Origin of the sequence: Aureimonas ureilytica (assembly GCF_001475935.1) — a bacterium.
Classification (GTDB): Bacteria; Pseudomonadota; Alphaproteobacteria; order Rhizobiales; family Rhizobiaceae; genus Aureimonas; species Aureimonas ureilytica_A.
This window is the reverse complement of sequence record NZ_LDQA01000052.1, coordinates 25,738-46,677: the sequence shown is the minus strand read 5'-3', so window position 1 is coordinate 46,677 and position 20,940 is coordinate 25,738. Positions and strand designations below refer to the sequence as shown.

Here is a 20,940-nt window from a genome sequence, read left to right as displayed (position 1 = left end):
ATGACCACACCCTCCATCCGCATCGCCGTGGACATCGGCGGCACCTTTACCGACATTGAGATCCTCGACGGTCGGACCGGTGAGATCCACCAGATGAAGACCCCGAGCACACCCTCCGATCCCTCGATCGGTCTCCTGACCGGCATTCGCGAGGCGAGCGAGCGCTTCGCCTTTTCGCTGGACGAGGTCCAGTATCTCCTGCATGGCACGACGATCGCCACCAACGCCGTGCTGGAGCGCAAGCTGCCGCTGGGTGCACTGGTGACAACGGCCGGCTTCGAAGACCTGATGCAGATCGGCCGCCACGGCCGCACCGACGTCTACGCCATCACCGCGACGCCGGAACGTCCATTGGTGAAACGCCGCTTCTCCTACGGCGTTGCCGAACGTGTCGGGGCGGACGGTCGCGTGATCGAGCCGCTGGACGAGACCGGCGTCGAGGCGCTGGCCGAGCGTCTGCGCGAGGCCGGGGTGCGCTCGGTCGCCGTCTGCTTTCTCCATTCCTACGCCAATCCGGCGCACGAGCGGCGTGTCGGCGAAATCCTGCGCGAGCGCCTTCCCGGCGTCGAGGTCTCGCTGTCCTGCGACATCTCGCCGGAGCTGCGCGAATACGAGCGGCTGTCCACCACCGCGCTGAACGCCCTGCTCGTGCCGGTGGTGAAGGGCTACACCGACCGGCTCGCCGGTCGGCTGAAGCAGGAAGTGCCACAAAGCCAAGTCTATCTCGTCCAGTCGAACGGCGGCGTGGCGGGCCTTGGCAAGGCCGGGCGCGAGCCGGCGCGGTTGCTCCTGTCCGGCCCTTCGGGCGGGGCTGCGGCGGCCAAGCGCCTGTCGGCTGCGCTCGATGAACCGAATCTCGTCGCTGTGGACATGGGTGGCACCAGCTTCGACGTCTCGGTGGTCCACGAGGGCACCGTGTCCATGGTGAACGAGGGCGAGGTGGACGGCCTGCCCGTGCGCCTGCCGATGATCGAGATGCGCACGATCGGCGCGGGCGGCGGCTCCATTGCGTGGGTGGACGATGGCGGGCGCCTGCGCATCGGGCCGCAGAGCGCCGGCGCGGAGCCGGGACCGGCCTGCTATGGACGCGGCGGCGAGCGGCTGACCGTCACAGACGCCAACCTCCTCCTTGGTCGTCTGGATGGATCGAGCTTCATGGGCGGAGGCATGGGCCTCGATCGCGGCGCCTCCGAGCGCGCGGCCGCCGACGTGGCGGGTCGGCTTGGGCTTTCCGCGGAGGACACCGCCGCCGGCGTCATCGCCGTCACCAATTCCAGCCTGGCCACGGCCATCCGCCTGTCCCTGTTCGAGAAGGGGATGGACCCGGAGGATTTCGCCCTCCTGTCCTTCGGCGGCGCGGGCGGCGTCCATGCCTGCGAAGTCGCCGAGGATCTCGGGATGAATCGGGTGATCTTTCCAGCTCACGCCTCGACGCTTTCGGCCTGGGGCATCCTGTGGTCCGACATTACGCACGACCTGTCTTCCACGCAGATCGGCCCGCTCGCCGACCTCGGTCCGGTCCTGTCCGAGCGTGCCGCAAGGCTTGCCGCCGAGGGCGAGCGTCAGCTGCGCGAGGACGGCGTGCCGCAGGAAAACTGCATCCTCGAATGGGCGCTGGACCTGCGCTATCAGGGCCAGGCCTTCGATCTGCGCATTCCCCTGGAGGCGGCCGACTTCTCGCCCGCCGGCCTCGCAGCCGCGACCGAAGCGTTCCATGCCCTCCATCGCCAGCGTTTCTCCTATGACGAGCGGACCGTGCCGGTGGAGGTCGTCTCGCTGCGCCTGTCGGCCATCGGACGTCTCGCAAAACCTGCGCCGGTGCCGATGCGCGAGGCGGCCGGCGCCGAGGCCCGCACCCGCGCTGTCTACGGACGCGGTGGCTTCGCCGAAACGGCCGTGGTCACCCGCCAAGCCGTGACGGCCGCCGGCGTCGCCGGTCCGGCCGTGGTCGAGGAGACCTACACCGCCACCTACCTGCCCGCCGGCTGGACGATCCGCTCCCATTCGACGGGTGCGCTGATCGCCGAACGCACGCAGCGCCACTGATCTGCAAGGACCGACATCATGACCAGTATCGACCCCGTCCGTCTCGAGGTGATCCGCAACGCGTTGATCGCCGCCGCAGAGGAGATGAGCATTACGATCTGGCGCACCAGCCGCTCGACCGTCGTACGCGAAATCCTCGACTTCTCCACCGCCGTCTTCGACTCCGAAGGCCGCAACATCGCCCAGTCCGCCCGCATCCCGGTGCATCTCAACTCGATGTCGGACTGCCTCAAGCGCATTCTTGAAGCCCATATCCCGCTGGAGGAATGGGCCGAGGGCGATGTCGTCGTGACCAACGACCCCTATTCCGGCGGCCAGCACCTGCCCGATATCCAGACCTTCCGGCCCGTCTTCGTCGATGGCAGACGGGTCGCCATCGTCGGCACGCTCTGCCACCACGTCGATGTCGGCGGCGGCGCGCCGGGCTCCTACTACGCGGCCGCCACGGAAATCTTCCAGGAGGGCATTCGCATTCCCCCCTTGCGCCTCGTGGAGCGGGGCACGCTCAATACCTCGGTGTTCGAGATGCTGCTGCACAACGTGCGCCAATCCGACGAGACGCGCGGCGATCTCAACGCGCAGATCGCGGCGCTGGGCATCGGGACGCGGGCCGTCTCGCGGATCGCGCGCAAATACGGGTCCGACGCCCTCGGTTCGGCGATGTCGTCCATCCTCGACGGCTCCGAGCGCATGATGCGGGCGGCGATCGCAGCCCTGCCGGACGGCACGGCAAGCTTCGTAGAGCTGGTGGACGACGACGGGCAGTCCGAGGAGCCGATCCGGCTCAGCGTGACGATCGTCAAGGAGGGCGACCGCATCTCGCTCGACTTCGCCGGGTCGAGCCCGCAGGTGCGCGGTCCCGTCAACAACACGCCCGCCATGACCTGCTCGGCCGTGTACTACGCTCTTCTGGCGGCGCTGGGGTCCGACATTCCCGCCAATTCGGGCTGCTATCGGCCGGTGAGCGTGTCGCTTCCCGAGGGCAGCGTTGTAAATGCGCGCTTCCCTGCGCCCGTGGCAGGTCGCATGGTGGTGAACCACCGGATCGCGACCGCCGTGTTCGGCGCGCTGGCCCAGATCGCACCCGAGCGCATCCCTGCCGCCTACTACGCCATCTCCTACGTTTACGCGGTGTCGATCCTGCGGCCGGATAGCAAGCGCCAGGTCTATTTCGACATCGAGGTCGGCGGCTGGGGCGGCCATGCGAAGGGCGACGGCGCGAGCGCCCTGTCCTGTGGTCTCCACAACAACACCAACGCGCCGATCGAGATGGTGGAGGCCAAGTATCCGGTGGTCTTTACGCGCTACGGCCTCCTGCCGGACAGCGGGGGCGCGGGGGAGCATCGCGGGGGCCTTGGCCTTGTGCGCGAGTTCCGGCTGGAAGCGCCCGAGGGTCTGCTTTCGACCAATTTCGAGCGCTTCCGCGTACCGCCTTATGGTCTCTACGGCGGCAAGCCCGGCTCGCTGTCCTCCACCACGCTCCGCCGCGCGGACGGCACGCAGGTCGATCTGGCCTCCAAGGTCTCGGGCGTGGCGCTGTCGTCGGGCGACACCGTGACCATCAGGACCTCCGGCGGCGGCGGGTTCGGCGAAGCGGCGAGGCGAGACCCCGCTCGCCTCGCCGACGACATTGCCGAGGGCTTGGTGACAACGGAAGCGGCACGCGAGCACTATGGCGCGGCGGTGATCCCGGCTGTGGACGCCGCGGCATGAACGCGCCTCAGGCAGCTTCTGTTGCGCGCCTCACCCTCGCCGAGGTCGGGGACCTGACGGCGCGCGCCCTGCACGCCTGCGGCGTCGCCCCCGGCCCGGCGCGCTCGGTCACGGCCTCCGTCGTCGCGGCGGAGGCCGAGGGGATTCACAGCCACGGTCTGGCGCGTCTGCCGACCTATTGCGAGCATGCGCGGGTGGGCAAGATCGACGGGACCGCCGTGCCGGTGCTCACCCGGCTCCGGCCGGGCCTCGTCCGAGTGGACGCTGGCGGCGGATTCGCCCATCCCGCGATCGATCTCGGCTTGTCCGCCCTCGTTGAGGCGGCGCGCGCCCAAGGTATCGCAGCCCTCGCGGTGACGGGCTCCTACAATTGCGGCGTGGTCGGCTACCATGTCGGGCGTATCGCCGCTGCCGGGTTCCTGGCGCTCGGCTTCGTCAACGCGCCGGCCTCGATGGCGCCGGCGGGCGGGGCGCGGGCCGTGTTCGGCACCAATCCGATCGCCTTCGCCGTTCCGCGCGAAGGGCGGGAGCCGCTCGTGCTGGACCAGTCCTCCAGCATCGTCGCCAAGAGCGAAATCGTGGTCCATCAGCAGCGCGGCGAGCCGATCCCGCTCGGCTGGGCGCTGGACCGCGATGGACAGCCGACCGAGAGCGCCGATGCGGCGCTCGCTGGCGGAACCATGCTTCCGTCCGGCGGCCACAAGGGCGCCAACCTTGCGCTCCTCGTGGAACTGATGGCGGCCTGGTTGACCGCCTCCAACCTCTCGATCGACGCCTCGTCGTTCGCGGACAATGTCGGGGGCTCGCCGGGAACCGGCCAGTTCTTCATCGCCATCGATCCAGGCCCCCTGGCGGGGAACGACGCGCAGGCGCGTCTCGGGCGCCTCGCGGAGGCCATCGCGACGCAAGATGGCGCGCGACTGCCCGGTGCACGCCGGGAAGCCGCGCGGCGTCGCACGGCCGTCGATGGCGTGCCTATTCCCGGCGCGCTCTACGACAAGCTTCGCCAGATCGCAGCGGGTGCGCCAACTTGAGCGCCGGCGTCTTGTCCCCCCTTCGAGCCGGCTGATCCAGTCTTTCCCCCGTCGCTCGGACCTTTTGGGTAAGTACGGCATGACTTCATCAGCGTCGAGGCTGGCCGTTACCTGCCCGATGCCGCGCGGCATCGTGGCGGCCATCTCGACCTATCTGGCGAGCCGGGGCTGGAACATCATCGACAGCGCCCCATTCCACGACATGGAGGCCGGATGCTTCTTCACGCACGTCGGCTTCCGCTCCGAAGAGGGCGTCGGGCTGGAAGCGCTGCGTTCCGGCTTCGGCCCCGTCGCCGAGCCCTTCTGGCTCCGTTGCAAACTCTCTAATGGGGCACAATGATCCCGTTACATTCTTTCGTCAGGCGATAAACACCTGGAACAGGCGTCCGATGAAGCGCGCCTCCGATCCACCGGCCAGACTGTCGACCATCGAGCGGAACTGACCCTTGCGAAACATCCGCATCGTTTCGAAGCCTCGTATGGCGTTGTGCGCAGTCTTCTGTGACTGGAAACCGCGCACCGGACGGATCCGCTGCTTCAGCTTCCCGTGGTCTGACTCCAGCCTGTTCTTCAGGTATTTGACCTGCCGGTGTCGGCAGTGAGGGGCAAGACGTCCCTCGCGTCGGAGCGCCGCGATCGCCTCATTGTAAGCCGGGTTCTTGTCGGTCGAAATCACCGAAGGTCGATTGTGCGAGGACCGGCTCAGCGCCTTGCCGAGAAAGCGCTTGGCTGCCTTGCTGGTCCGCTTCTGCGACAGATGAAAATCAAGCGTCTCACCGCGGTCACCCATGGCGCGGTAGAGGTACATCCACTGCCCACGGACCTTCACGTAGGTCTCATCGACATACCAACTGCCCCGCTGTTGCGGTCCCGGCACCATTGAACACGACGATCGAGCTCGGGGGCATAGTGCTGGACCCAGCGATAAATGGTCGTGTGGTCCACGGACAGACCACGCTCGGCCATCATCTCTTCGAGGTCGCGGTAGCTCAGCGCTTAGCGGCAGTACCAGCGCATGCACAGAAGGATGATATCGGGGGCGAAGTGCCGACCCTTGAAAGCCGCGCTCATGCCTGGCCCCCTTCCGTCGATGCCGAAACTATGACGCTCGCATCACACTCGCCCGCTTACAACGGAGCCGGCCTTCTCGACGGAACGGCGTCCGCAACTATCACGTGGCCCTCGGTCTTCGCAGTGTCCTGCGGCGTGGTCTGCATGACGAACTAGGGCATCCGGGTCAGCACCTTCGAATCTGGGGGGTGCGTCATGCGTTGAGACGACGCATCGTCCATGCCGGCGGATCGATCCGGATCACAGGCCGTTCCGCTCGCATCTTCAACAGATCGAGAGCCACAGCATGAGCGATGATCCGCGCACCAGCCAGCCGACGAGCTTTCCGGGCGAAGAGCCGCAGGCGAAGCCAGGCTTCGAGACGAAGATGCGCACCAAGCCGGATCACGGCGAGGAGAGCTATGTCGGCAAAGGTTTGCTGGACGGGCGAACGGCGCTGATCACGGGCGGGGATTCGGGCATCGGCAAGGCGGTGGCGATCGCCTATGCCCGGGAAGGAGCTGATGTCGCGATCTCCTATCTGGCGGAGGAGCACGCGGACGCGGAGGAGACCAAGGCTTTCGTCGAGAAGGCCGGACGCCGATGTCTGCTGCTGCCGGGCGACATCCGCGACCGCGACCTTTGCGCCTCCCTTGTTGAGCAGACGGTCGCCGAGTTCGGTGGGATCGACATCCTCGTGAACAACGCCGCGGCCCAGACCACCAACAAAGATCTCGCCGACATCGATGACGACGAGATGCAGGCTGCCTTCCAGACCAACGTCTTCGCCATGATCCGCCTCACCAAGGCGGCAGTGCCGCACATGAAGCCGGGTTCGGCTATCATCAACACAACGAGCATTCAGGCGAAGGTCGCGACCGAGAGCATGATCGTCTACGCCGCCACCAAGGGGGCGATCTCCAGCCTGACGATCGGCCTCTCGAACCTCCTGGCCCCGAAAGGGATTCGCGTCAACGCAGTGGCGCCCGGCCCGGTCTGGACCCCGATCCAGCCGATCGCCAAGGACGCGGAGACGCTGGAGACGCTCGGTCAGAATACGCCGCTCGGCCGAGCTGGCCAGCCCGGCGAACTCGCCGCAGCCTATGTGCTGCTCGCCTCGCGCGAGGGAAGCTACATGTCCGGCGCGGTCATCCCGATCACCGGCGGCATGCCGATGTACTGACGGGACCGGAGCGCCCTGGCTTCTTCCGATGGTTCCAGCGGCGAACCGTCGGAAGAGGCCAGGACGCTTGCACCTCATCGCGCAACGCCCGAACGCGCGTCGATTTCGCAAACGAGGCGTGGCGAAGCTCCCGACAATCTTGCGGCGTGACCTAAGTTCCCGGTTCAGTCCGAACCCCTGGGTGGTCCCTCGTGAAGCGTCTCCTTGTCCTCCTTGCCTTGTCTGTCCCAGTCCAGGCCTCCGCCCGCGACATCGGCGAGGTCTCGACAGCCTTCAAGCTGATCGGGCCGAACCACAAGATCGTCGTGACCGCGTTCGAGGACCCGAAGATCGGCGGGATCAGTTGCTATGTCGCCCGTCCGCGAACGGGGGGCATCAAGGGTGCGGTCGGGCTCGCTGAGGACCCGTCCGTCGCCAGTGTGTCCTGCGTTCAGACAGGCCCGATCGTCTTCAACGATCCTATCAGCGGCGACGAGGAGGGCGAGCAGGTCTTCGACGAAAGCCGTTCTCTGATCTTCAAGTCGCTCGAGATCGACCGCCTCTTCGACAAGACGAACGGCAGCCTGGTCTATGTCGCGCGAACGACCCGCCTGATCGATGGCTCGCCGGCGACTTCCCTTTCGGTCGTCGCGCCGATGGCATGGAACGGCACGCAGCCGGACGCTGCAAAAGTTCGCTGACGGAAGACATCCTCACAAGGTTTCCATCGATCTCGCTAGCTGATGGCCGGCGTGAACATAGACGATGTCCGGTTTCCGTCTTCCAAGAATCCTTTTAGGGGTCGGGCAGACATCTAGCGGAATCGGGCATTCAACTCGGTACGAGGTGAGCACCGAACCCGGTGATGTGTTCCGGCGCGGCCTCGGGGCGCAGTTCCATCGACGGGATCTCGTAGTCGCCCCCGTTTTGTCGGCGGAAGGGGATGGGCGGTTCAGCGAACAGGCCACGCATTCGCTCGCGTAGCGCCTGCGCGGTCGCCTCGAAACCCATCTCGTCCATCCGGTCGGCGCGGTACGTCACGAAGGGCGGCAAAACCTCGTAGCCGGGATAGAACAGGACCCCGTGCTGGATCGGGAACAGAAGATCGTCGATCGGTCCGTTGATGCCGCGCGGTCCATAATGCGACGCCCATCCGCCGGCATTGACGATCAGCATGGCCCGCTTTCCGGCGAGGCGTCCCTCTCCGTAGCGGTCGCCCCAACGCGTGTCGCTGTGCTCGCCGACACCGTAGGCGAAACCATAGGCATAGACCCGGTCGATCCACCCCTTCAGGATCGCGGGCATCGAGAACCACCAGAGCGGAAAGGCCAGGATTAGGGCGTCGGCCCAGAGCAGACCTTCCTGCTCCTGCACGACGTCGTCCGTTAACGTGCCGGTGGCAAAGGCCTCGCCGGAGGCTTGCGGGACCCGCAGGCGCTGCGCCGGGGCAAGGGTTGGAAAGTCCGCGCGATCGGCCGCGCTCTTCCAATTGATCGCGTAGAGATCGGTGACGCGCACGGTGTGACCGTCGGCGCTGAGTTGCGCCGCCGCCGTATCGCGCAGGGCGTTCGTCAGCGAGCGGGGTTCGGGATGTGCGGAGACGATCAAGACGTTCATGCAACGATACCTCTTCCGGTTTGAGGCCATCAGAGCTAGACGCAGGTCGGTTCCGTCGGAAGTTGGCGCCAACGCATAGGATTGTTCCGTTCTGTGGATAGGTCTGACGTCACGCTGGAGCGTATGCGCAGCTTCGTTCGAGTTGCGGAGCGAGGCAGCTTCTCGGCAGTCGCGCGCGAGATGGGTGTCGGGCAGGCGACAGTCAGCCGGCACGTGGCGGAACTCGAGCAGGCGCTTGGCACCACTTTAATCAACCGCACAACACGCGGACTCAGCCTTACGCCCGAAGGCGGGCGCTACCACGAGGACGCTCGCGCCGTCCTGCGACTAGTGGAGGAGGCTGGCGAAGGCTTGTACCGGGCGAGCGATGCGCTCTCAGGCTCGGTTCGCGTTTCCTGCACCGCCGCGCTGGGCGTCCGCCATGTCGCGCGGGCCCTTTTCGCGTTTCAGGACCGCCATCCTCGCGTCGAGATCGATCTCAAGCTGACCGACACGCGGATCGACCTCGTCCAAGAGGCCGCCGACATCGCGATCCGGCTCGGGACGCTCGCGGATAGCTCGATGCAGCGCAAGCATGTCGGCTTGTCGCGCCGCATCCTCGTCGCTTCGCGGGACTATCTCGAACGGCACGGAACGCCAACATCTCCCGACGATCTGCGGCATCACCGAACGATCCGTATGAGCAACGTGGCCGATAGCGGAACGTTGGTGCTGCAAGGGCCGGACCGGAGCATGGCGACCGTGCCGTTCGGCGACCGGCTTCTCCTGGATCATGGGCTGGCGGCGCGCGAGGCGATTGTGCAAGGGCGCGGCATCGCGCCCGCACACCTCTGGCTGATCGACGATCTCTTGGATATTGGCGCTATAGTGAAAGTCCTTCCGGACCACCGACTTGAGCCCGTTCCGCTGTCGATCCTCGCCGCGCCGGGGCGGCTGCGCATCCAACGCGTCCGGCTGCTGGTCGACAGTCTGACTGCCTTCTTGCGAGGGCTGCCGGGCGTCGCCAACTAGGATCGGTTCTTCCGATGCGAGGTCTATGGCCCAAGACGGCGATAAGGGATCGATCGCAGAAGAGAGCTACTCCGTCGATGGCGGTGCGCCTCGCCCGGGCCTTCGCCATCATCGACCCGTTCGGCCCTTTCCCACCTCGAGAAGCTGGCGCATACAAGCGCACCATGGACGACATGTGGGGCGAGAGCGACTGACCTCGAAACGGAGACAAACATAACCGACCCAGATGACATCCGGAAACAGATCGAGGCCGACACAGCGAGGTTTAACGCCTCCATCAGGACGACCCTTAGGGTCCAGACCATGCTAATGGCGTCCGCGTTCATCCTGTCCGGCATTTTGGTGATAGCTTTCGCGCGCTGAGGCGATCGATCACTCCCACCTCGGTCAGCTACTCCGCGCCGCGCCGTTTCTCCTATGCCGATGTCTGGCCATCCCCATCCGCCAGATCGCAGCACGTTCCATCTGCTCGCGGATCGTCCGCTTGGGATGGTTTGGGTTTGACGTCCCGGATCTCGTGCCGCGCAAAGCCCTTCCAGGCTTGGCGAACCCTCGTCTTGTGCGGTCCAAGGTTGAACAGCTTGTCCCCGCGATCGGCGAACCGGTAGATCCAGTCAGTTTCACGCGCCATAACGTCTTGGCGGGTCTCCGCCCGGTCCAGGATCATCAGCTTCGGCATCAAGGGTAGTCCGCTGTAGAGGTGGAGGTGCGATGCGATCCAAGGGTCCGGTTTGATCAGCTTGAGCGAGAGACGATGTTTTGGGTCTGCCCGACATAGACCGGGAGATCGGTGACCGGATCGCAGATTGCGTAGACCACGAAGGGCGTTCGCTGGAGGCAAACCATGGCTTCGGTGCGGGGTGTGCTGAGGACACGGCGGGGATCGATGAAGGACGCCATCTCGGCTCTCCTCTCCAAGGGTGTATGAACACCCTCCCCTCCCTTTCTCTGCCTTTTGAGCCGCCCGATGGGCTTTTCCCCTTAAGCTCGCGGACGGGCAGCCCACGCCTCACAGTCGTCGCCGCTGTAGTGCCCCCGTTTGATCGGACACTTTGGCTACGAAGATTGAGCTCGAATGAACTCGCGGGGCGAGCGCATTCTGAGCGCGGAATGGGGATGGATTTCGTTGTAGTCCTCGATCCATCCGGCGACCTGCCGGAGCGCGGTTGCGGCGTCCGGCAGAGGGTTCACGCGAACATAGTCGCCTTTGAAGGTCTTCACGAAGACCTCGGACATGCCGTTCGGCTCCGGGCTGCGAACCGGCGTGAAGCAGGGTACGAGGTTGAGCGCAGGGCGAAGGCGCGCGTTTCCCGGGCGATGTCAGGACTGCCAATGTTGAACAGGTGCTCCACTGGGGTAGACGTCCGCGTCGATCCGAAGCGCTTCTCAACCGCCTCGACGCCGACCCAGCTGGCGATATGGCGGCCGCCAGACTGACGCAGTGGCTTCGGGCTTTGCCTCGGGATCTTCAGAACGCGATCGTTCAAGATCGGCCCGATGGCGCAAAAGACTGGAACGACGTCATCATAGCGGGACCCCAGCCCATTCCCGTCAAGTCGACAAAGGCAGAACCCCAATACGATTGGAACGATGATCCGTCATCCTCGCCGGGCTTCTGAGAGCCAGCTCATCCCGGTGAGCGGGAGGGCAACGCCGGAAGAGCATGAGGTGCTCCAAATCTGATATCCATACGAGCCCTTGCAGCGAAATATGTATCATCATACGATACACCCGCGAAGGGGCGGTTATGATCGTTTCGACCAAAGGCAAGTTTGTGGAAGCGATCGTGTCGGGCAAGAACCCGAAGGGCTTCCCGGCCGACCTGTTCAAGATGGCCAACCGTCGCCTTCAAGCTGTTCACAATGCGGCGGTGCTGGACGACCTTCGCTCTCCTCCGGGTAATCGGCTGGAGGCACTCAGAGGGGATCGTCAGGGGCAGCATTCCATTCGGATCAACGACCAATGGCGCATCTGCTTCCGTTGGACAGAGCAAGGCGCGGAGGACGTGGAAATCGTAGACTATCACTGATGGACGTCCCCCAAGCGATCCTGCGCCATACAGCCAAGGAGGGCATCATGGCACTCACTTTCGCAGACCCGGTACATCCGGGCGAGTATCTTCGGGAAGAGTACCTCATTCCGCTCGGTCTCAGCGCCGGAGCGTTGGCGAAAGCCCTTCATCTGCCGCGCACCCGTATCGAGCGCATCGTGAAGGAAGAGGTGGGTGTCTCGGCCGATACGGCCCTTCGCCTATCCCGGTATTTCGGAACGTCGCCGGATATCTGGCTGAACTTCCAGCGCGTTTGGGACCTGCGCAAGGAAGCGGAGGCGCTGAAAGACGAGTTGGAGCGGATCGTACCGCGTTCTATTGCGGCTTAACGAGCCGCACTGGGTTTTCCCGAAACTCCAACATTCCCTGGTCATCCTCGCGCAAAACTTTAGCGCTGATGGCTTTCGCCAATACGACGAACGGGTGGTTGCGTGCGTTCACTTCGCTTCAATTGTTGGCTGTGCATCCTTCATCGAAACGGAGGATCAGATGGCTGCTCCAAACAATCAGCGACCCAGGGTTCTGCGACGTGGGCCTGCAATCTTCGTAGCCCTCGTTTTTGGTGTGCCGTTCATACTGTGGAACGCTGTCGGCTTTGCGCAGTGCAAGAGTGCTGGTGGGCAGGTGCGGATAGTAGGGCTGGAGCCCCGGTGCTTCATAAACTGGAGCAGCGAGCGCTAACCAGATACGCGTGGCTGAACCACTCGGTATCGGCATTCCCATCGCTGTCAGGCCGCGCAGATTGTCCGACCGCGGATGGACTGGCGAGTTGAGATGCAGAGCCGATCTCCGCAGGAGACGCTGGAGCCGTTGGGTGAAATCCCCAGCGGCTTTTTCGTATCCAAGCTTTACTTTGGATAAGGCCTGCCCTCTGAGGTCTCTACCCCTCCACGCCCATTTGTGAGTCCCCAAACGAAAACACCCCTGCCGGGGGAGGACCGGCAAGGGCGTTGGAGAGAAGCCGAAAGGTGGGAGGAACCGTTCGGCCAGTCCGCTTCAGGTGGGGAGGACCAGCTGAAGCAAAAGGGGGAAACGCTTATCGGACCGCCTGACGGGCGATGGCCGGGATATCGCCGCGTGCGATGCCGAGGTCGGCGAGTTCGCGCTGCGAGAGACGGTTCAGCTCGGCGGCCGTGTTGCGATACTGGCGCCAGGTGCTGAAGGAGCGAGCGAGGGACATGATGTCTTGCCTTTCGTGTCCGGCCTCTCATCGGTGGTGGCCGGCGTGTGTCTGTTCTTCCGATGAGGAGAACCTACGCCTCTCACTCATCGGGCAGTAGCGCAAAGCTCGAAGAGGAGGGTTGCAGTCCCTCGCTATCCAGCGCCCGCACGTCCGACATGCGAGGGACGCATGGATCGCCACCGTCTTGACGCCATAAATGTGAAAAAAACGGCCTAACTCGACCAAGTCATATGACGTTTTCGCATCAAATCAGCGCTTACGAGAAGTCGGCGGCAGGAATATCTTGAAAGCCGTTGAGCACGCGGATGACGGCCACGGCGTCAGGCATGACTCGATAAAACACCACATAGTTGCCAACGACGAAGCTACGCAGGCCCTCGGCCACTTCGGGTCGCGCCCGACCGGCGAGCGGACTATCCGCCAGCATGGCAAAGGTCCGCTCGAAGCGGTCGAGCATGGCGTCGGCGGCCTTCTCGTTGTCGTCGGCAATGTAGGACCAGACGCGCAGCAGATCGGCGCGTGCCTTCGGGGTCCGAATGATAGGCAGGCTCAACCGATCAAGCTTCCTTGGCGCGCTGACGGCGAGCTTCGGCTTTCAGCTCAGCCGCGCTCTCCATCGGCTCAAGAGCTCCGCTGGCGTCACCTTCGGCAATCATGGTGCGCAGGGCTTCCAGCTTGGCCTCCCGCGCCTGCTCGCGTTCCTCGATCAGGCGTAAGCCTTCCCGGTGAACCTCGCTCACGGTGGCATACCGCCCGCTTTGCACCATGCGTTGCACCATATTCTCGTAGTGCTTACCGACCGTCACGTTCGCCATGTCGATCCCTCCTGATGCCGTAGAATAGCATTTTATGACATAAGGCCCTAGAGAAAACCGACGCCGGGGGTCTAACGGCAGACCTTCCGCATCTTTTCATGATGTAGCCTACCCGTGGTCAAAGCACTCCCGCCCACCGCCAGGAGAAGGTCGAAGCCAAAGCAGCTGAGATCATACGACAGATAGAGCTTGCGAAAGAGGGGAACGGGAGGGCTCGCGAGGTTGCGGCAGCGATCGATCGCGGATTGGTCGCCAAGGAAGCCTTCGGCATCGCGCTCATCGACGTCGACGAATTCAAGTCGATCAACGACACCTATGGACACCGGATCGGTGATGCCGTCCTTTGACACGTTGCGAATGTGCTGCAGGCAGCGATCTTGGAAGGAGAAACCGTTTCGCGCATCGGTGGCGATGAGTTTGCGGTTTTGCTCCGCATATCCTCGCGCGACGAATTCCAGAGAAGGCTCGCGATCCTACGTCAGTTGATGGACTGCGACGTTCTTCTGGTTGATCGGACCATCCGTGTCAGAACGAGCCTTGGAGGCGAAATCTGGAAGCAGCCGTGGACCCCGGACGATATCCTGGCAGCTTCGGACAACGAAATGTATCGTCACAAAACTCAGTGGCGAACGGCGGTCTAGCGGTGGATGATCCCTTGAGCCTTCCTCAGAGGCCCGTTCGGGATCGACTCCGGTAGCGGCCGTCGCCCTTGCGGCCGACCAGTGCGCTGTCGCGGACCATGACCTTTCCTCCCAGGAGAACGGTGGTCGGCCAGCCCTCGACCTCCAGTCCTTCATAGGGCGTGTAATCCGCGCCATCGTGAAGCTCGGCGTGACGGATGGTGCGGCGTTCGGCCGGGTCCCAGATTGCGATGTCGGCATCCATGCCGACCGCGATTCGGCCCTTGCGCTCCAATCCATAGACCTTGGCATGGTTGGTCGCGGTCAGCGCCACAAACCGAGAAAGGTCGATCCGCCCCTTCATCACACCTTCCGAGAAGAGGATCGGCAGCCGCGTCTCGACGCCCGGAATGCCGTTCGGGATGTGCCGGAAGCTTGTCTTGCCCTTCGGGTTCAGCTTGCCTTCGGGGTCGTCGTAGCGGAATGGGCAATGGTCGGAGGAGAAGAGGTCGAAGACGCCAGTTTCCAGGCCGTTCCAGCAGGCTTTCTGGGCGTCTGCGTCGCGCGGGGGCGGCGAGCAGACGAACTTCGCACCCTCCCAGTTCATGCCGTCGAGATCGTCGGCGGTCAGCATGAGATATTGCGGGCAAGTTTCGCCGATCACCTTGCGGCCGCGCGCACGCGCGGCGCGTATTTCATCGATCGCTGGCCCGTTGGAGACGTGGACGATGACGACCGGCACGTCCACCACCTCGGCGAGCGATAAAGCACGGTGGGTCGCTTCGCGCTCGACAGCCACCGGCCGGGTCGAGGCATGGGCGCGCGGCGCGAGGTTTCCCTCCGCCTCGTGGCGGCCGATGAGGTAGCGGATCGCGTCCTCGTTCTCGCAATGGACCATGACGAGCGCGCCCGTGCGACGGGCCACATCCATCGTCTCCAGGATCTGCGCATCGTTCAGCCGAAGGCCCTCATAGGTCATGAAGACCTTGAAGGAGGTGTAGCCGTCTTCCACCAGCGCCGGCAGTTCCTGGCCGAGTACGGACGCGCTCGGGTCGGCGACGATGAGGTGGAAGGAATGGTCGGTATAGCAGTTGCCCTCGGCGAGCGCATGATAGCCCTGCAGCGCCGCGCGCAAGCTCTGTCCCTTCTCCTGCAGGCAGAAGGGCAAAATGGTGGTGTTGCCGCCCATCAGCGCCGAGCGCGTGCCGCTTTCGAAATCGTCCGCCATGACGATCCCGTCGCCGGAGGCTTGAGCGATATGGACATGGCTGTCGATGCCGCCGGGCAGGACATAGCGTCCTGTGGCGTCGATCTCCTCCGTGCCCCGCCCCAGCGCCTCGCCGATCTGGACGATGCGCCCCTCACGGATGCCGATGTCGGCCTGGAAGACGTCCGAGGCGGTGGCGACCGTGCCGCCCCGGATCACGAGATCGAACCCCTCGCTCACAGCGCGGGCTCCAAGGCGGCGATCAGGCGATCGACCTCTTCCAGCGTGTTGTAATGGACCATGGAGACGCGCACGGTGCCATCGGTTCTGGTCAGCCCGTGCTCTTCCACAATGCGCTTGGCGTAGAAGTCGCCGTAGCGGATGCCGATCTTGGCCTTGTCCACGCCTTCGACGACCTCGCGGGAGCTGGTGTCGCCGACCGTGAAGGAGACGGTGGAGACGCGGTCCGCGATGGCCGAGGACGTCCGCCCGATGACACGCACCGAGTTGCGGCTCCCGAGGAAGTCGAGGAGGCGCGCGGTGATCGCGCGTTCCTGTTCGGCGATCGCGGCAAAGCCCGCCTCGATCCCGGCGCGACCCTCGCCGGCCCCGGCGCGGGTGCCGAGCTCCTCGACATAATCGACCGAGCCGATCGACCCCCAGGCGCATTCGTAGTTGATGTTGCCGGGCTCCAGCTTGTGGGGCACGCGGGTCTTGTCGAAGAAGTAGTGGTAGATGTTGTCGAGCGCGAGCAGCTTGTCGCGCTTGCCGAACATCACCGCGTGGTGCGGGCCGAACACCTTGTAGACGCTGAAGATGTAGTAGTCGGCATCCAGCGCCTTGACGTCGATCGCGCGGTGCGGAGCATAGGCCACGGCATCGACGCAGAGCTCAGCCCCGCCGGCATGGGCTATGTCGGCGATCTCCCGGATCGGGTTGATCGTGCCGAGGATGTTGGAGGCGTGCGTGACGCAGACGAGCTTGGTGCGCTCGCTCATCAGGTTTTTCAGGTCTTCGAGATCGAGTTCGAAGGTTTCCGGGTCGCAGCGCCACCAGCGGATTTTGACCCCGCGCGCCTCGTGTTTCAGCCAAGGGCCGATATTGGCCTCGTGGTCCGTGTTGGTGAGAATGATCTCGTCGCCCGGCTGAAGGCGGCCGGTCATGGCCTCAGACAGAAAGCGGATGAGGATCGTCGTAGAAGGCCCTTCCACGATCTCGCCCGGCTCGCAATTCATGAAGCGGGCGAAGGCCTCGCGCGACTGGGAGACGCGCGCCGTCGAGACACGGCTCGGCTCGTAGCTCGCGCCCGTCTGCACGTTGCTGGTGAGAAGATAGTCCGAGACGCGCGAGGCGACGCGCGCCAGCACTTGGGAGCCACCGGCATTGTCCATGAAAGTCCATTCGCCCGACAGGGCGGGGAACTGGGCTCTGGCGAAGTCGAGATCGAGGGTCATGTCTGCTGGACCTTGCCGGCGCGCGTAGGCTTTTCCCCGGCGCCTGTCTGGAGAAATCAGTGGTTGAGAACCGCGTCGAGAAAGGCGCGAGCGCGCTCGTTGCGGGTGGAGGAGAAGAAGACGTCGGGCGCGGAGACCTCGCGGATCTCGCCGTCCTCCATGAAGACGATGCGGTCGGCGACCTGCCGCGCGAAGCCCATTTCATGGGTCACGAGGACGAGCGTGACGCCGGAATGCGCAAGGCCCTTGATGACGTCCAGAACCTCGCCCACCATCTCGGGATCGAGCGCGGAGGTCGGTTCGTCGAACAGGAGGATGCGCGGCTCCATGGCGAGCGCGCGGGCGATGCCGACGCGCTGCTGCTGGCCGCCCGAAAGCTGCGTCGGGAACTTGGCCCCTTGCGCGCCGATGCCGACGCGGTCGAGCAGCGCCTGCGCCTTGGCGCGGCTCGCCTCCCAGGTGAGCTTTTTCACCCGAACCGGGCCCAGCGCTACGTTATCGAGCACCGACAGGTTGGGGAACAGGTTGAAGGCCTGGAACACCATGCCGGTCTGCTGGCGCACCTTGAGGAGGTTGCGCCCCCGCTCGACCCGCACGCCGCCGACGAAGACCTCGCCCGCGTCGTATTCTTCCAGATGGTTGATGCAGCGGATCAGCGTGGACTTGCCCGAGCCCGAGGGACCGAGCAGCACGACCACTTCGCCAGGGGCGACGTCGAGATCGACGCCCTTGAGGGCGGTGAATTGGCCGTAGCGCTTCACGACGCCGCGCATACGGATGATGGGCTCTGGCGATGGGGCGGTCATGTCAACGGGCCTCCCGCGCGGAGTAGCGTGTCTCGAAGCGGGCGACGAGGCGCACCAGCGGCAGAAGCAGAAGCAGGTAGAGGATCGCCGCGCCGATCAGCGGCGTCGGGTTGGCCGCGAGCGCCTGAGCTTGTGTCGCCTGCTTCAAAAGGTCCGGCAGGGCGACGACCGAGGCGAGCGCCGTGTCCTTCATGACGTTGATCGAATTGTTGGTCAGCGGGGGAATGACGATCCGCACCGCTTGCGGCAGGATCACGTCGCGCATCACGTCGATGGCATTGAGGCCGATCGACTGGGCGGCCTCGAACTGGCCACGCGGGATGGCCTCGATGCCGGCGCGGTAGATTTCCGCCGTATAGGCCGCCGAAACGGTGGTGAGCGCGAGACACGCCGAGGCGAAAGGCGAGAGACGAATGCCGATGAAGGGAAAGGCGTAGTAGACGATCACCAGCCAGACGAGGACGGGCAGCGCGCGGAACACGTCGATATAGGCAATGGACAACCAACGCAGCGGGCGCGGCGCATAAAGGCGCACCAGCGCCAAGGCGAGACCGCCCAGAAGACCCAGCACGATCGACAGGCCGCCGAGCAGGATCGTGCGCCAGAGGCCTTGAAGGAGCTGAGGCATCGAGCGCCAAAGCACGTCGATATTGAAGAAGGTGGTGACGATATCCATGCCTGTCCCTGCGACCGGGGGAGGGCGGGCGCCGCGCGTCCTGCGGGCCCGCCGGGAGTGTCGGGCGCCCGGAGGTCAGAGCTTAGGCGCGCCCAGAACCTTCACGGTCGAGGTTTCGGCGTCCGGCTTCGTGCCGAACCACTTCTCATGGAGCCCCGCCAAGGACCCATCCCCCTTCATCTCGGTGATGGCCTTGGTTGCCTCCGCCACGAGAGGCGAGTCTTTTGCGAACATCACCGAATACTGCTCGCCGGTCGGGATGCGCTCGACCACGGCGTATTGCGGCTTGTCCTTGATGTAATAGGCGACCGCCGGAATGTCGGAGATATAGCCATCGATCCGGCCTGCCGCGAGGTCGAGCATGGCGGGCGAAAGCCCCTCGAAGCGGCGGATTTCAGAAAGACCCAAGTCCTTCTCGTGCTGAGTGGCGTAGATGTCTCCGGTCGAACCGGTATCGACGCCGACGACCTTTCCTTTGAGACCGGACAGGCCACCGATGCCGGAATCCTTCAGGACCGAAAGGGACTGGTCGCTGTCGTAATAGGGTTGGGCGAAGGAGACCGACTCCAGCCGCTTCTTGGTGATGGTGATGGAGGAGACCGCTGCGTCGATCCGGCCGGACTGGACGGCGGAGAACAGGCCGTTGAACGGGATGTTCTCGAACTGCACGTCGTCATAGCCCATGCGCTTGGCGGCTTCGCGCACCAGATCGATCTCGAAGCCGACGATCTCGCCCTTCTCGTTCTGGAACTCCCAGGGGACGTTGCCGACATTGGCGCCGACGGTCAGCGTCTTGGCGCTCGCGGGGCCGGCGAGCGCCAGAAGGGCGGCGGCCAGAGCGGCCAGTTTGAAGCGGGTCATGTCGGCTCCTCGGAAAGATGGAGGGAACGGCGGATCGACGGATCGGGCAAACCTGTTCAGAAAATAGACAGTAAGGGTGAATTGCCCTCCGGTGGTCAATTGGTACGGACTGCGTGCGATTTTGAAAAGAGGGAAAAACAAAAATCAAAAGAATCGCATGCACTTTCTTTCATGCCTGCGAATGAACGGGATGCCCCGAAGGAGCAGGTGTTGGTCCAGCCGAGATCGCTCGGGTTCTTAAGGAGGGGAAGCCGATTGGGCGCGAGCTGCCGACACAGCCCTCTAGGCTGTCTGAGAGACTTGGGATCGGTCGGCCGCGCCGCTTCGCTAGCCGTTTGTCGGAGGCTTACCGGTATGCCGTCGGCATCGGTTCTGTTTCGCTCACAGGAACGGGCGACAATCCCTCATCAGCCTTTTGCCTGCCGGTTCCCCGACAGGTCCTTAGACCTCGTCCGCGATCCGGCGGCGGCCGCGCGCGGACGGCGCTTCCATCTCGGCATAGGGCGCGAGAATATCCATGAGGTCCCCGCGAGCGTCCGGTGCCTTCAGAAGCGCGCGCTGGGCGACCTGCTCGAGATGGTGAGCCATCAACTGACTGGCACGGGCCGCATCCCCTGACTCGAGAGCGGACAAAACCTCACGATGTTCCGAGATGGCGCATTCGCTGGAATGAGGGCGTCCGAAGGCGGCGAGCGAGAGGCAGGATCGATAGGCCGTCTCACGGACGTAGCGCGACAGGGTTGGGCGTCCGGTCATCTCGGCGAGCCGCACGTGAAATTCCGTCGCAAGTCGCAGCGAGGCCGCTTCCGGCCCGTTTCGCGCCTGCTCTTCGGCTTCCACGTGGCTCGAAAGTTCGGCGAGCTGGCGAGGCGACAGACGCCCAGCCAGATGCTTGACCACCAGCCGCTCCAGTTCGACGCGAATATCGAACTCGTCGCGCGCATCCTCGAAGGACGGGGTGGCGACCACGGCGATCCGGTTGCGCCGAAGCTCCACGAGCCCCTCGGATGCCAACTGCCCGAGGGCATGTCTGGCAAGCGTTCGGCTGACGCCGAAACGCTCGCCCAGTTGATCTTCCGGCAGCTTGTCGCCGGGCATCAAGGCGCGTTCCAGAATGGCGCGACGAATGGCTCGGCAAATCATCGATGCCCGGTCCATGGCCTTCGACTGGCCCTCCTCAACCGTTTCGCTCGTCACTCGGCGCTACCTTCCATCCCGCAATCGTGCGGCTTTAGCACCCCTCAACGGGACGTTGAAGCGTCCGATGGTCATGGCATGCAATAACGAGTTCAACTGCATGCATTTCGATTCCAACGCGGTGCGTCTAAACTGCCTCTGCAGCCCGGAACGGACCATGGAAATGACGCGCACGACGGTCCGGTTGGAAGTCTGTCATAGCGTCGGCGTGCCGCCGTAGCGAAACAAAACGTAAGGACGCCTATCCACATCGAATCTGCGGCAACCGCAACCGAGCCGAGCGTGTTATGGACTGGCAGACCTGCACATCGTCGCATGCGTCTACGCCATGCGCAAAACAGGCCGCTCCGCTCGCTGAGAGGTTCGAACAGCTTCTGGACAAACCATGGGGGTTGCGGCCCCGTCGCAAACGTCCGCGAGTGTCCGACCCTACCGTGA

21 protein-coding genes and 3 pseudogenes are annotated in these 20,940 nt (G+C 64.4%); 10 read left to right on the top strand and 14 right to left on the bottom strand.

The genetic code is table 11. The features are described from left to right. The 4 genes from NS365_RS18240 (at position 1) to NS365_RS18225 (ending at position 5,133) form a co-directional block, all read left to right on the top strand. A complete protein-coding gene (locus tag NS365_RS18240; protein WP_058601726.1) occupies positions 1–2,046 on the top strand; it encodes a hydantoinase/oxoprolinase family protein in 2,046 nt (681 codons plus the stop codon). Positions 2,047–2,064: 18 nt separating this feature from the next. Continuing rightward, positions 2,065–3,759: a hydantoinase B/oxoprolinase family protein gene (locus NS365_RS18235; protein ID WP_058601725.1), complete on the top strand. Its 1,695-nt coding sequence runs from the start codon at positions 2,065–2,067 to the stop codon at positions 3,757–3,759. Further along, positions 3,756–4,793, top strand: coding sequence for an Ldh family oxidoreductase (locus NS365_RS18230; RefSeq protein WP_058601724.1), 1,038 nt, complete (start codon positions 3,756–3,758; stop codon positions 4,791–4,793). Before NS365_RS18235 ends, NS365_RS18230 begins: the two co-directional genes overlap by 4 nt. 79 nt (positions 4,794–4,872) lie before the next feature. Continuing rightward, positions 4,873–5,133 carry a hypothetical protein gene (locus NS365_RS18225; RefSeq protein ID WP_153003842.1) on the top strand — a complete coding sequence of 87 codons (261 nt, stop codon included), beginning with the start codon at positions 4,873–4,875 and terminating at the stop codon, positions 5,131–5,133. Between the two features lie 18 nt (positions 5,134–5,151). On the opposite strand, the pseudogene NS365_RS24205 reads toward NS365_RS18225, so the two are convergent. Then, positions 5,152–5,864 (bottom strand): annotated as a pseudogene (locus NS365_RS24205) (IS6 family transposase). A 286-nt stretch (positions 5,865–6,150) separates the two neighbouring features. On the opposite strand from NS365_RS24205, the gene NS365_RS18215 reads away from it, so the two are divergent. Then, positions 6,151–7,026 (top strand): SDR family oxidoreductase, encoded by an 876-nt coding sequence (locus NS365_RS18215; RefSeq protein ID WP_058601721.1) that lies wholly within the window; start codon positions 6,151–6,153, stop codon positions 7,024–7,026. Between the two features lie 191 nt (positions 7,027–7,217). Continuing rightward, positions 7,218–7,706: a CreA family protein gene (locus NS365_RS18210; protein ID WP_058601720.1), complete on the top strand. Its 489-nt coding sequence runs from the start codon at positions 7,218–7,220 to the stop codon at positions 7,704–7,706. A gap of 130 nt (positions 7,707–7,836) precedes the next feature. Here NS365_RS18210 and NS365_RS18205 read toward each other — a convergent pair whose 3' ends face one another. Then, a complete protein-coding gene (locus NS365_RS18205; RefSeq protein WP_058601719.1) occupies positions 7,837–8,622 on the bottom strand; it encodes an NAD(P)H-dependent oxidoreductase in 786 nt (261 codons plus the stop codon). Positions 8,623–8,715: 93 nt separating this feature from the next. On the opposite strand from NS365_RS18205, the gene NS365_RS18200 reads away from it, so the two are divergent. Beyond that, on the top strand, positions 8,716–9,633 hold the full coding sequence (locus NS365_RS18200; protein WP_058601718.1) for a LysR family transcriptional regulator: 918 nt from the start codon (positions 8,716–8,718) through the stop codon (positions 9,631–9,633). 415 nt (positions 9,634–10,048) lie between these two features. On the opposite strand, the gene NS365_RS18195 is transcribed toward NS365_RS18200, so the two are convergent. The 3 genes and pseudogenes from NS365_RS18195 to NS365_RS25050 all read right to left on the bottom strand — a co-directional run. Continuing rightward, entirely contained in the window at positions 10,049–10,312 is a 264-nt protein-coding gene (locus tag NS365_RS18195; protein WP_153003841.1) for a hypothetical protein, read from the bottom strand. A gap of 56 nt (positions 10,313–10,368) precedes the next feature. Then, positions 10,369–10,533, bottom strand: coding sequence for a GIY-YIG nuclease family protein (locus NS365_RS24595; protein WP_193753479.1), 165 nt, complete (start codon positions 10,531–10,533; stop codon positions 10,369–10,371). Positions 10,534–10,689: 156 nt separating this feature from the next. After that, positions 10,690–11,033, bottom strand: a pseudogene (locus NS365_RS25050) (integrase core domain-containing protein); the annotation flags it as partial. Between the two features lie 347 nt (positions 11,034–11,380). Here NS365_RS25050 and NS365_RS18185 point away from each other — a divergent pair. Both NS365_RS18185 and NS365_RS18180 read left to right on the top strand, forming a co-directional pair. Next, positions 11,381–11,662: a type II toxin-antitoxin system RelE/ParE family toxin gene (locus NS365_RS18185; protein WP_058601715.1), complete on the top strand. Its 282-nt coding sequence runs from the start codon at positions 11,381–11,383 to the stop codon at positions 11,660–11,662. Positions 11,663–11,709: 47 nt separating this feature from the next. Beyond that, positions 11,710–12,012, top strand: a complete 303-nt coding sequence (locus tag NS365_RS18180; protein WP_058601745.1) for a HigA family addiction module antitoxin — start codon at positions 11,710–11,712, stop codon at positions 12,010–12,012. Positions 12,013–12,719: 707 nt separating this feature from the next. Here the strand turns inward: NS365_RS18180 and NS365_RS23755 are convergent. The 3 genes from NS365_RS23755 to NS365_RS18170 all read right to left on the bottom strand — a co-directional run bounded on the left by NS365_RS23755 (position 12,720) and on the right by NS365_RS18170 (position 13,681). Beyond that, positions 12,720–12,863 (bottom strand): DUF1127 domain-containing protein, encoded by a 144-nt coding sequence (locus tag NS365_RS23755; RefSeq protein ID WP_082655961.1) that lies wholly within the window; start codon positions 12,861–12,863, stop codon positions 12,720–12,722. Between the two features lie 259 nt (positions 12,864–13,122). Then, a complete protein-coding gene (locus tag NS365_RS18175) occupies positions 13,123–13,419 on the bottom strand; it encodes a type II toxin-antitoxin system RelE/ParE family toxin (RefSeq protein ID WP_058601714.1) in 297 nt (98 codons plus the stop codon). Positions 13,420–13,423: 4 nt separating this feature from the next. Next, entirely contained in the window at positions 13,424–13,681 is a 258-nt protein-coding gene (locus NS365_RS18170; RefSeq protein ID WP_058601713.1) for a type II toxin-antitoxin system ParD family antitoxin, read from the bottom strand. 170 nt (positions 13,682–13,851) lie between these two features. Between NS365_RS18170 and NS365_RS18165 the strand changes: the two are divergent. Next, positions 13,852–14,322: pseudogene (locus NS365_RS18165) on the top strand (GGDEF domain-containing protein). A 25-nt stretch (positions 14,323–14,347) separates the two neighbouring features. Here the strand turns inward: NS365_RS18165 and hydA are convergent. The 6 genes from hydA to NS365_RS18135 all read right to left on the bottom strand — a co-directional run bounded on the left by hydA (position 14,348) and on the right by NS365_RS18135 (position 20,463). Then, the gene (gene hydA / locus NS365_RS18160; protein WP_058601711.1) at positions 14,348–15,748 is read right to left on the bottom strand and encodes a dihydropyrimidinase; all 1,401 of its coding nucleotides are present in this window, start codon (positions 15,746–15,748) and stop codon (positions 14,348–14,350) included. Then, positions 15,745–16,962, bottom strand: coding sequence for a cysteine desulfurase-like protein (locus tag NS365_RS18155; protein ID WP_058601710.1), 1,218 nt, complete (start codon positions 16,960–16,962; stop codon positions 15,745–15,747). Before NS365_RS18155 ends, hydA begins: the two co-directional genes overlap by 4 nt. A gap of 56 nt (positions 16,963–17,018) precedes the next feature. Further along, complete coding sequence (locus NS365_RS18150; RefSeq protein WP_058601709.1) at positions 17,019–17,768, bottom strand: amino acid ABC transporter ATP-binding protein; 750 nt, start codon at positions 17,766–17,768, stop codon at positions 17,019–17,021. Between the two features lies 1 nt (position 17,769). Beyond that, on the bottom strand, positions 17,770–18,444 hold the full coding sequence (locus NS365_RS18145) for an amino acid ABC transporter permease (RefSeq protein WP_058601708.1): 675 nt from the start codon (positions 18,442–18,444) through the stop codon (positions 17,770–17,772). 75 nt (positions 18,445–18,519) lie between these two features. Beyond that, a complete protein-coding gene (locus NS365_RS18140) occupies positions 18,520–19,305 on the bottom strand; it encodes a transporter substrate-binding domain-containing protein (protein WP_058601707.1) in 786 nt (261 codons plus the stop codon). A gap of 441 nt (positions 19,306–19,746) precedes the next feature. Beyond that, a complete protein-coding gene (locus NS365_RS18135; RefSeq protein ID WP_058601744.1) occupies positions 19,747–20,463 on the bottom strand; it encodes a GntR family transcriptional regulator in 717 nt (238 codons plus the stop codon). Between the last annotated feature and the right edge of the window lie 477 nt (positions 20,464–20,940).

Excerpts from the sequence above, each read along its gene's own strand:
- NS365_RS18195 (WP_153003841.1), bottom strand. The coding sequence starts at position 10,312 with ATGCCGAAGCTGATGATCCTGGACCGGGCGGAGACCCGCCAAGACGTT.
- NS365_RS18180 (WP_058601745.1), top strand. The coding sequence starts at position 11,710 with ATGGCACTCACTTTCGCAGACCCGGTACATCCGGGCGAGTATCTTCGG.
- NS365_RS24595 (WP_193753479.1), bottom strand. The coding sequence starts at position 10,533 with ATGGCGTCCTTCATCGATCCCCGCCGTGTCCTCAGCACACCCCGCACC.
- NS365_RS23755 (WP_082655961.1), bottom strand. The coding sequence starts at position 12,863 with ATGTCCCTCGCTCGCTCCTTCAGCACCTGGCGCCAGTATCGCAACACG.
- NS365_RS18240 (WP_058601726.1), top strand. The coding sequence starts at position 1 with ATGACCACACCCTCCATCCGCATCGCCGTGGACATCGGCGGCACCTTT.
- NS365_RS18230 (WP_058601724.1), top strand. The coding sequence starts at position 3,756 with ATGAACGCGCCTCAGGCAGCTTCTGTTGCGCGCCTCACCCTCGCCGAG.
- NS365_RS18140 (WP_058601707.1), bottom strand. The coding sequence starts at position 19,305 with ATGACCCGCTTCAAACTGGCCGCTCTGGCCGCCGCCCTTCTGGCGCTC.
- NS365_RS18215 (WP_058601721.1), top strand. The coding sequence starts at position 6,151 with ATGAGCGATGATCCGCGCACCAGCCAGCCGACGAGCTTTCCGGGCGAA.
- NS365_RS18150 (WP_058601709.1), bottom strand. The coding sequence starts at position 17,768 with ATGACCGCCCCATCGCCAGAGCCCATCATCCGTATGCGCGGCGTCGTG.
- NS365_RS18235 (WP_058601725.1), top strand. The coding sequence starts at position 2,065 with ATGACCAGTATCGACCCCGTCCGTCTCGAGGTGATCCGCAACGCGTTG.
- NS365_RS18185 (WP_058601715.1), top strand. The coding sequence starts at position 11,381 with ATGATCGTTTCGACCAAAGGCAAGTTTGTGGAAGCGATCGTGTCGGGC.
- NS365_RS18205 (WP_058601719.1), bottom strand. The coding sequence starts at position 8,622 with ATGAACGTCTTGATCGTCTCCGCACATCCCGAACCCCGCTCGCTGACG.
- NS365_RS18170 (WP_058601713.1), bottom strand. The coding sequence starts at position 13,681 with ATGGCGAACGTGACGGTCGGTAAGCACTACGAGAATATGGTGCAACGC.
- NS365_RS18135 (WP_058601744.1), bottom strand. The coding sequence starts at position 20,463 with ATGGACCGGGCATCGATGATTTGCCGAGCCATTCGTCGCGCCATTCTG.
- NS365_RS18225 (WP_153003842.1), top strand. The coding sequence starts at position 4,873 with ATGACTTCATCAGCGTCGAGGCTGGCCGTTACCTGCCCGATGCCGCGC.
- NS365_RS18155 (WP_058601710.1), bottom strand. The coding sequence starts at position 16,962 with ATGACCCTCGATCTCGACTTCGCCAGAGCCCAGTTCCCCGCCCTGTCG.
- NS365_RS18145 (WP_058601708.1), bottom strand. The coding sequence starts at position 18,444 with ATGGATATCGTCACCACCTTCTTCAATATCGACGTGCTTTGGCGCTCG.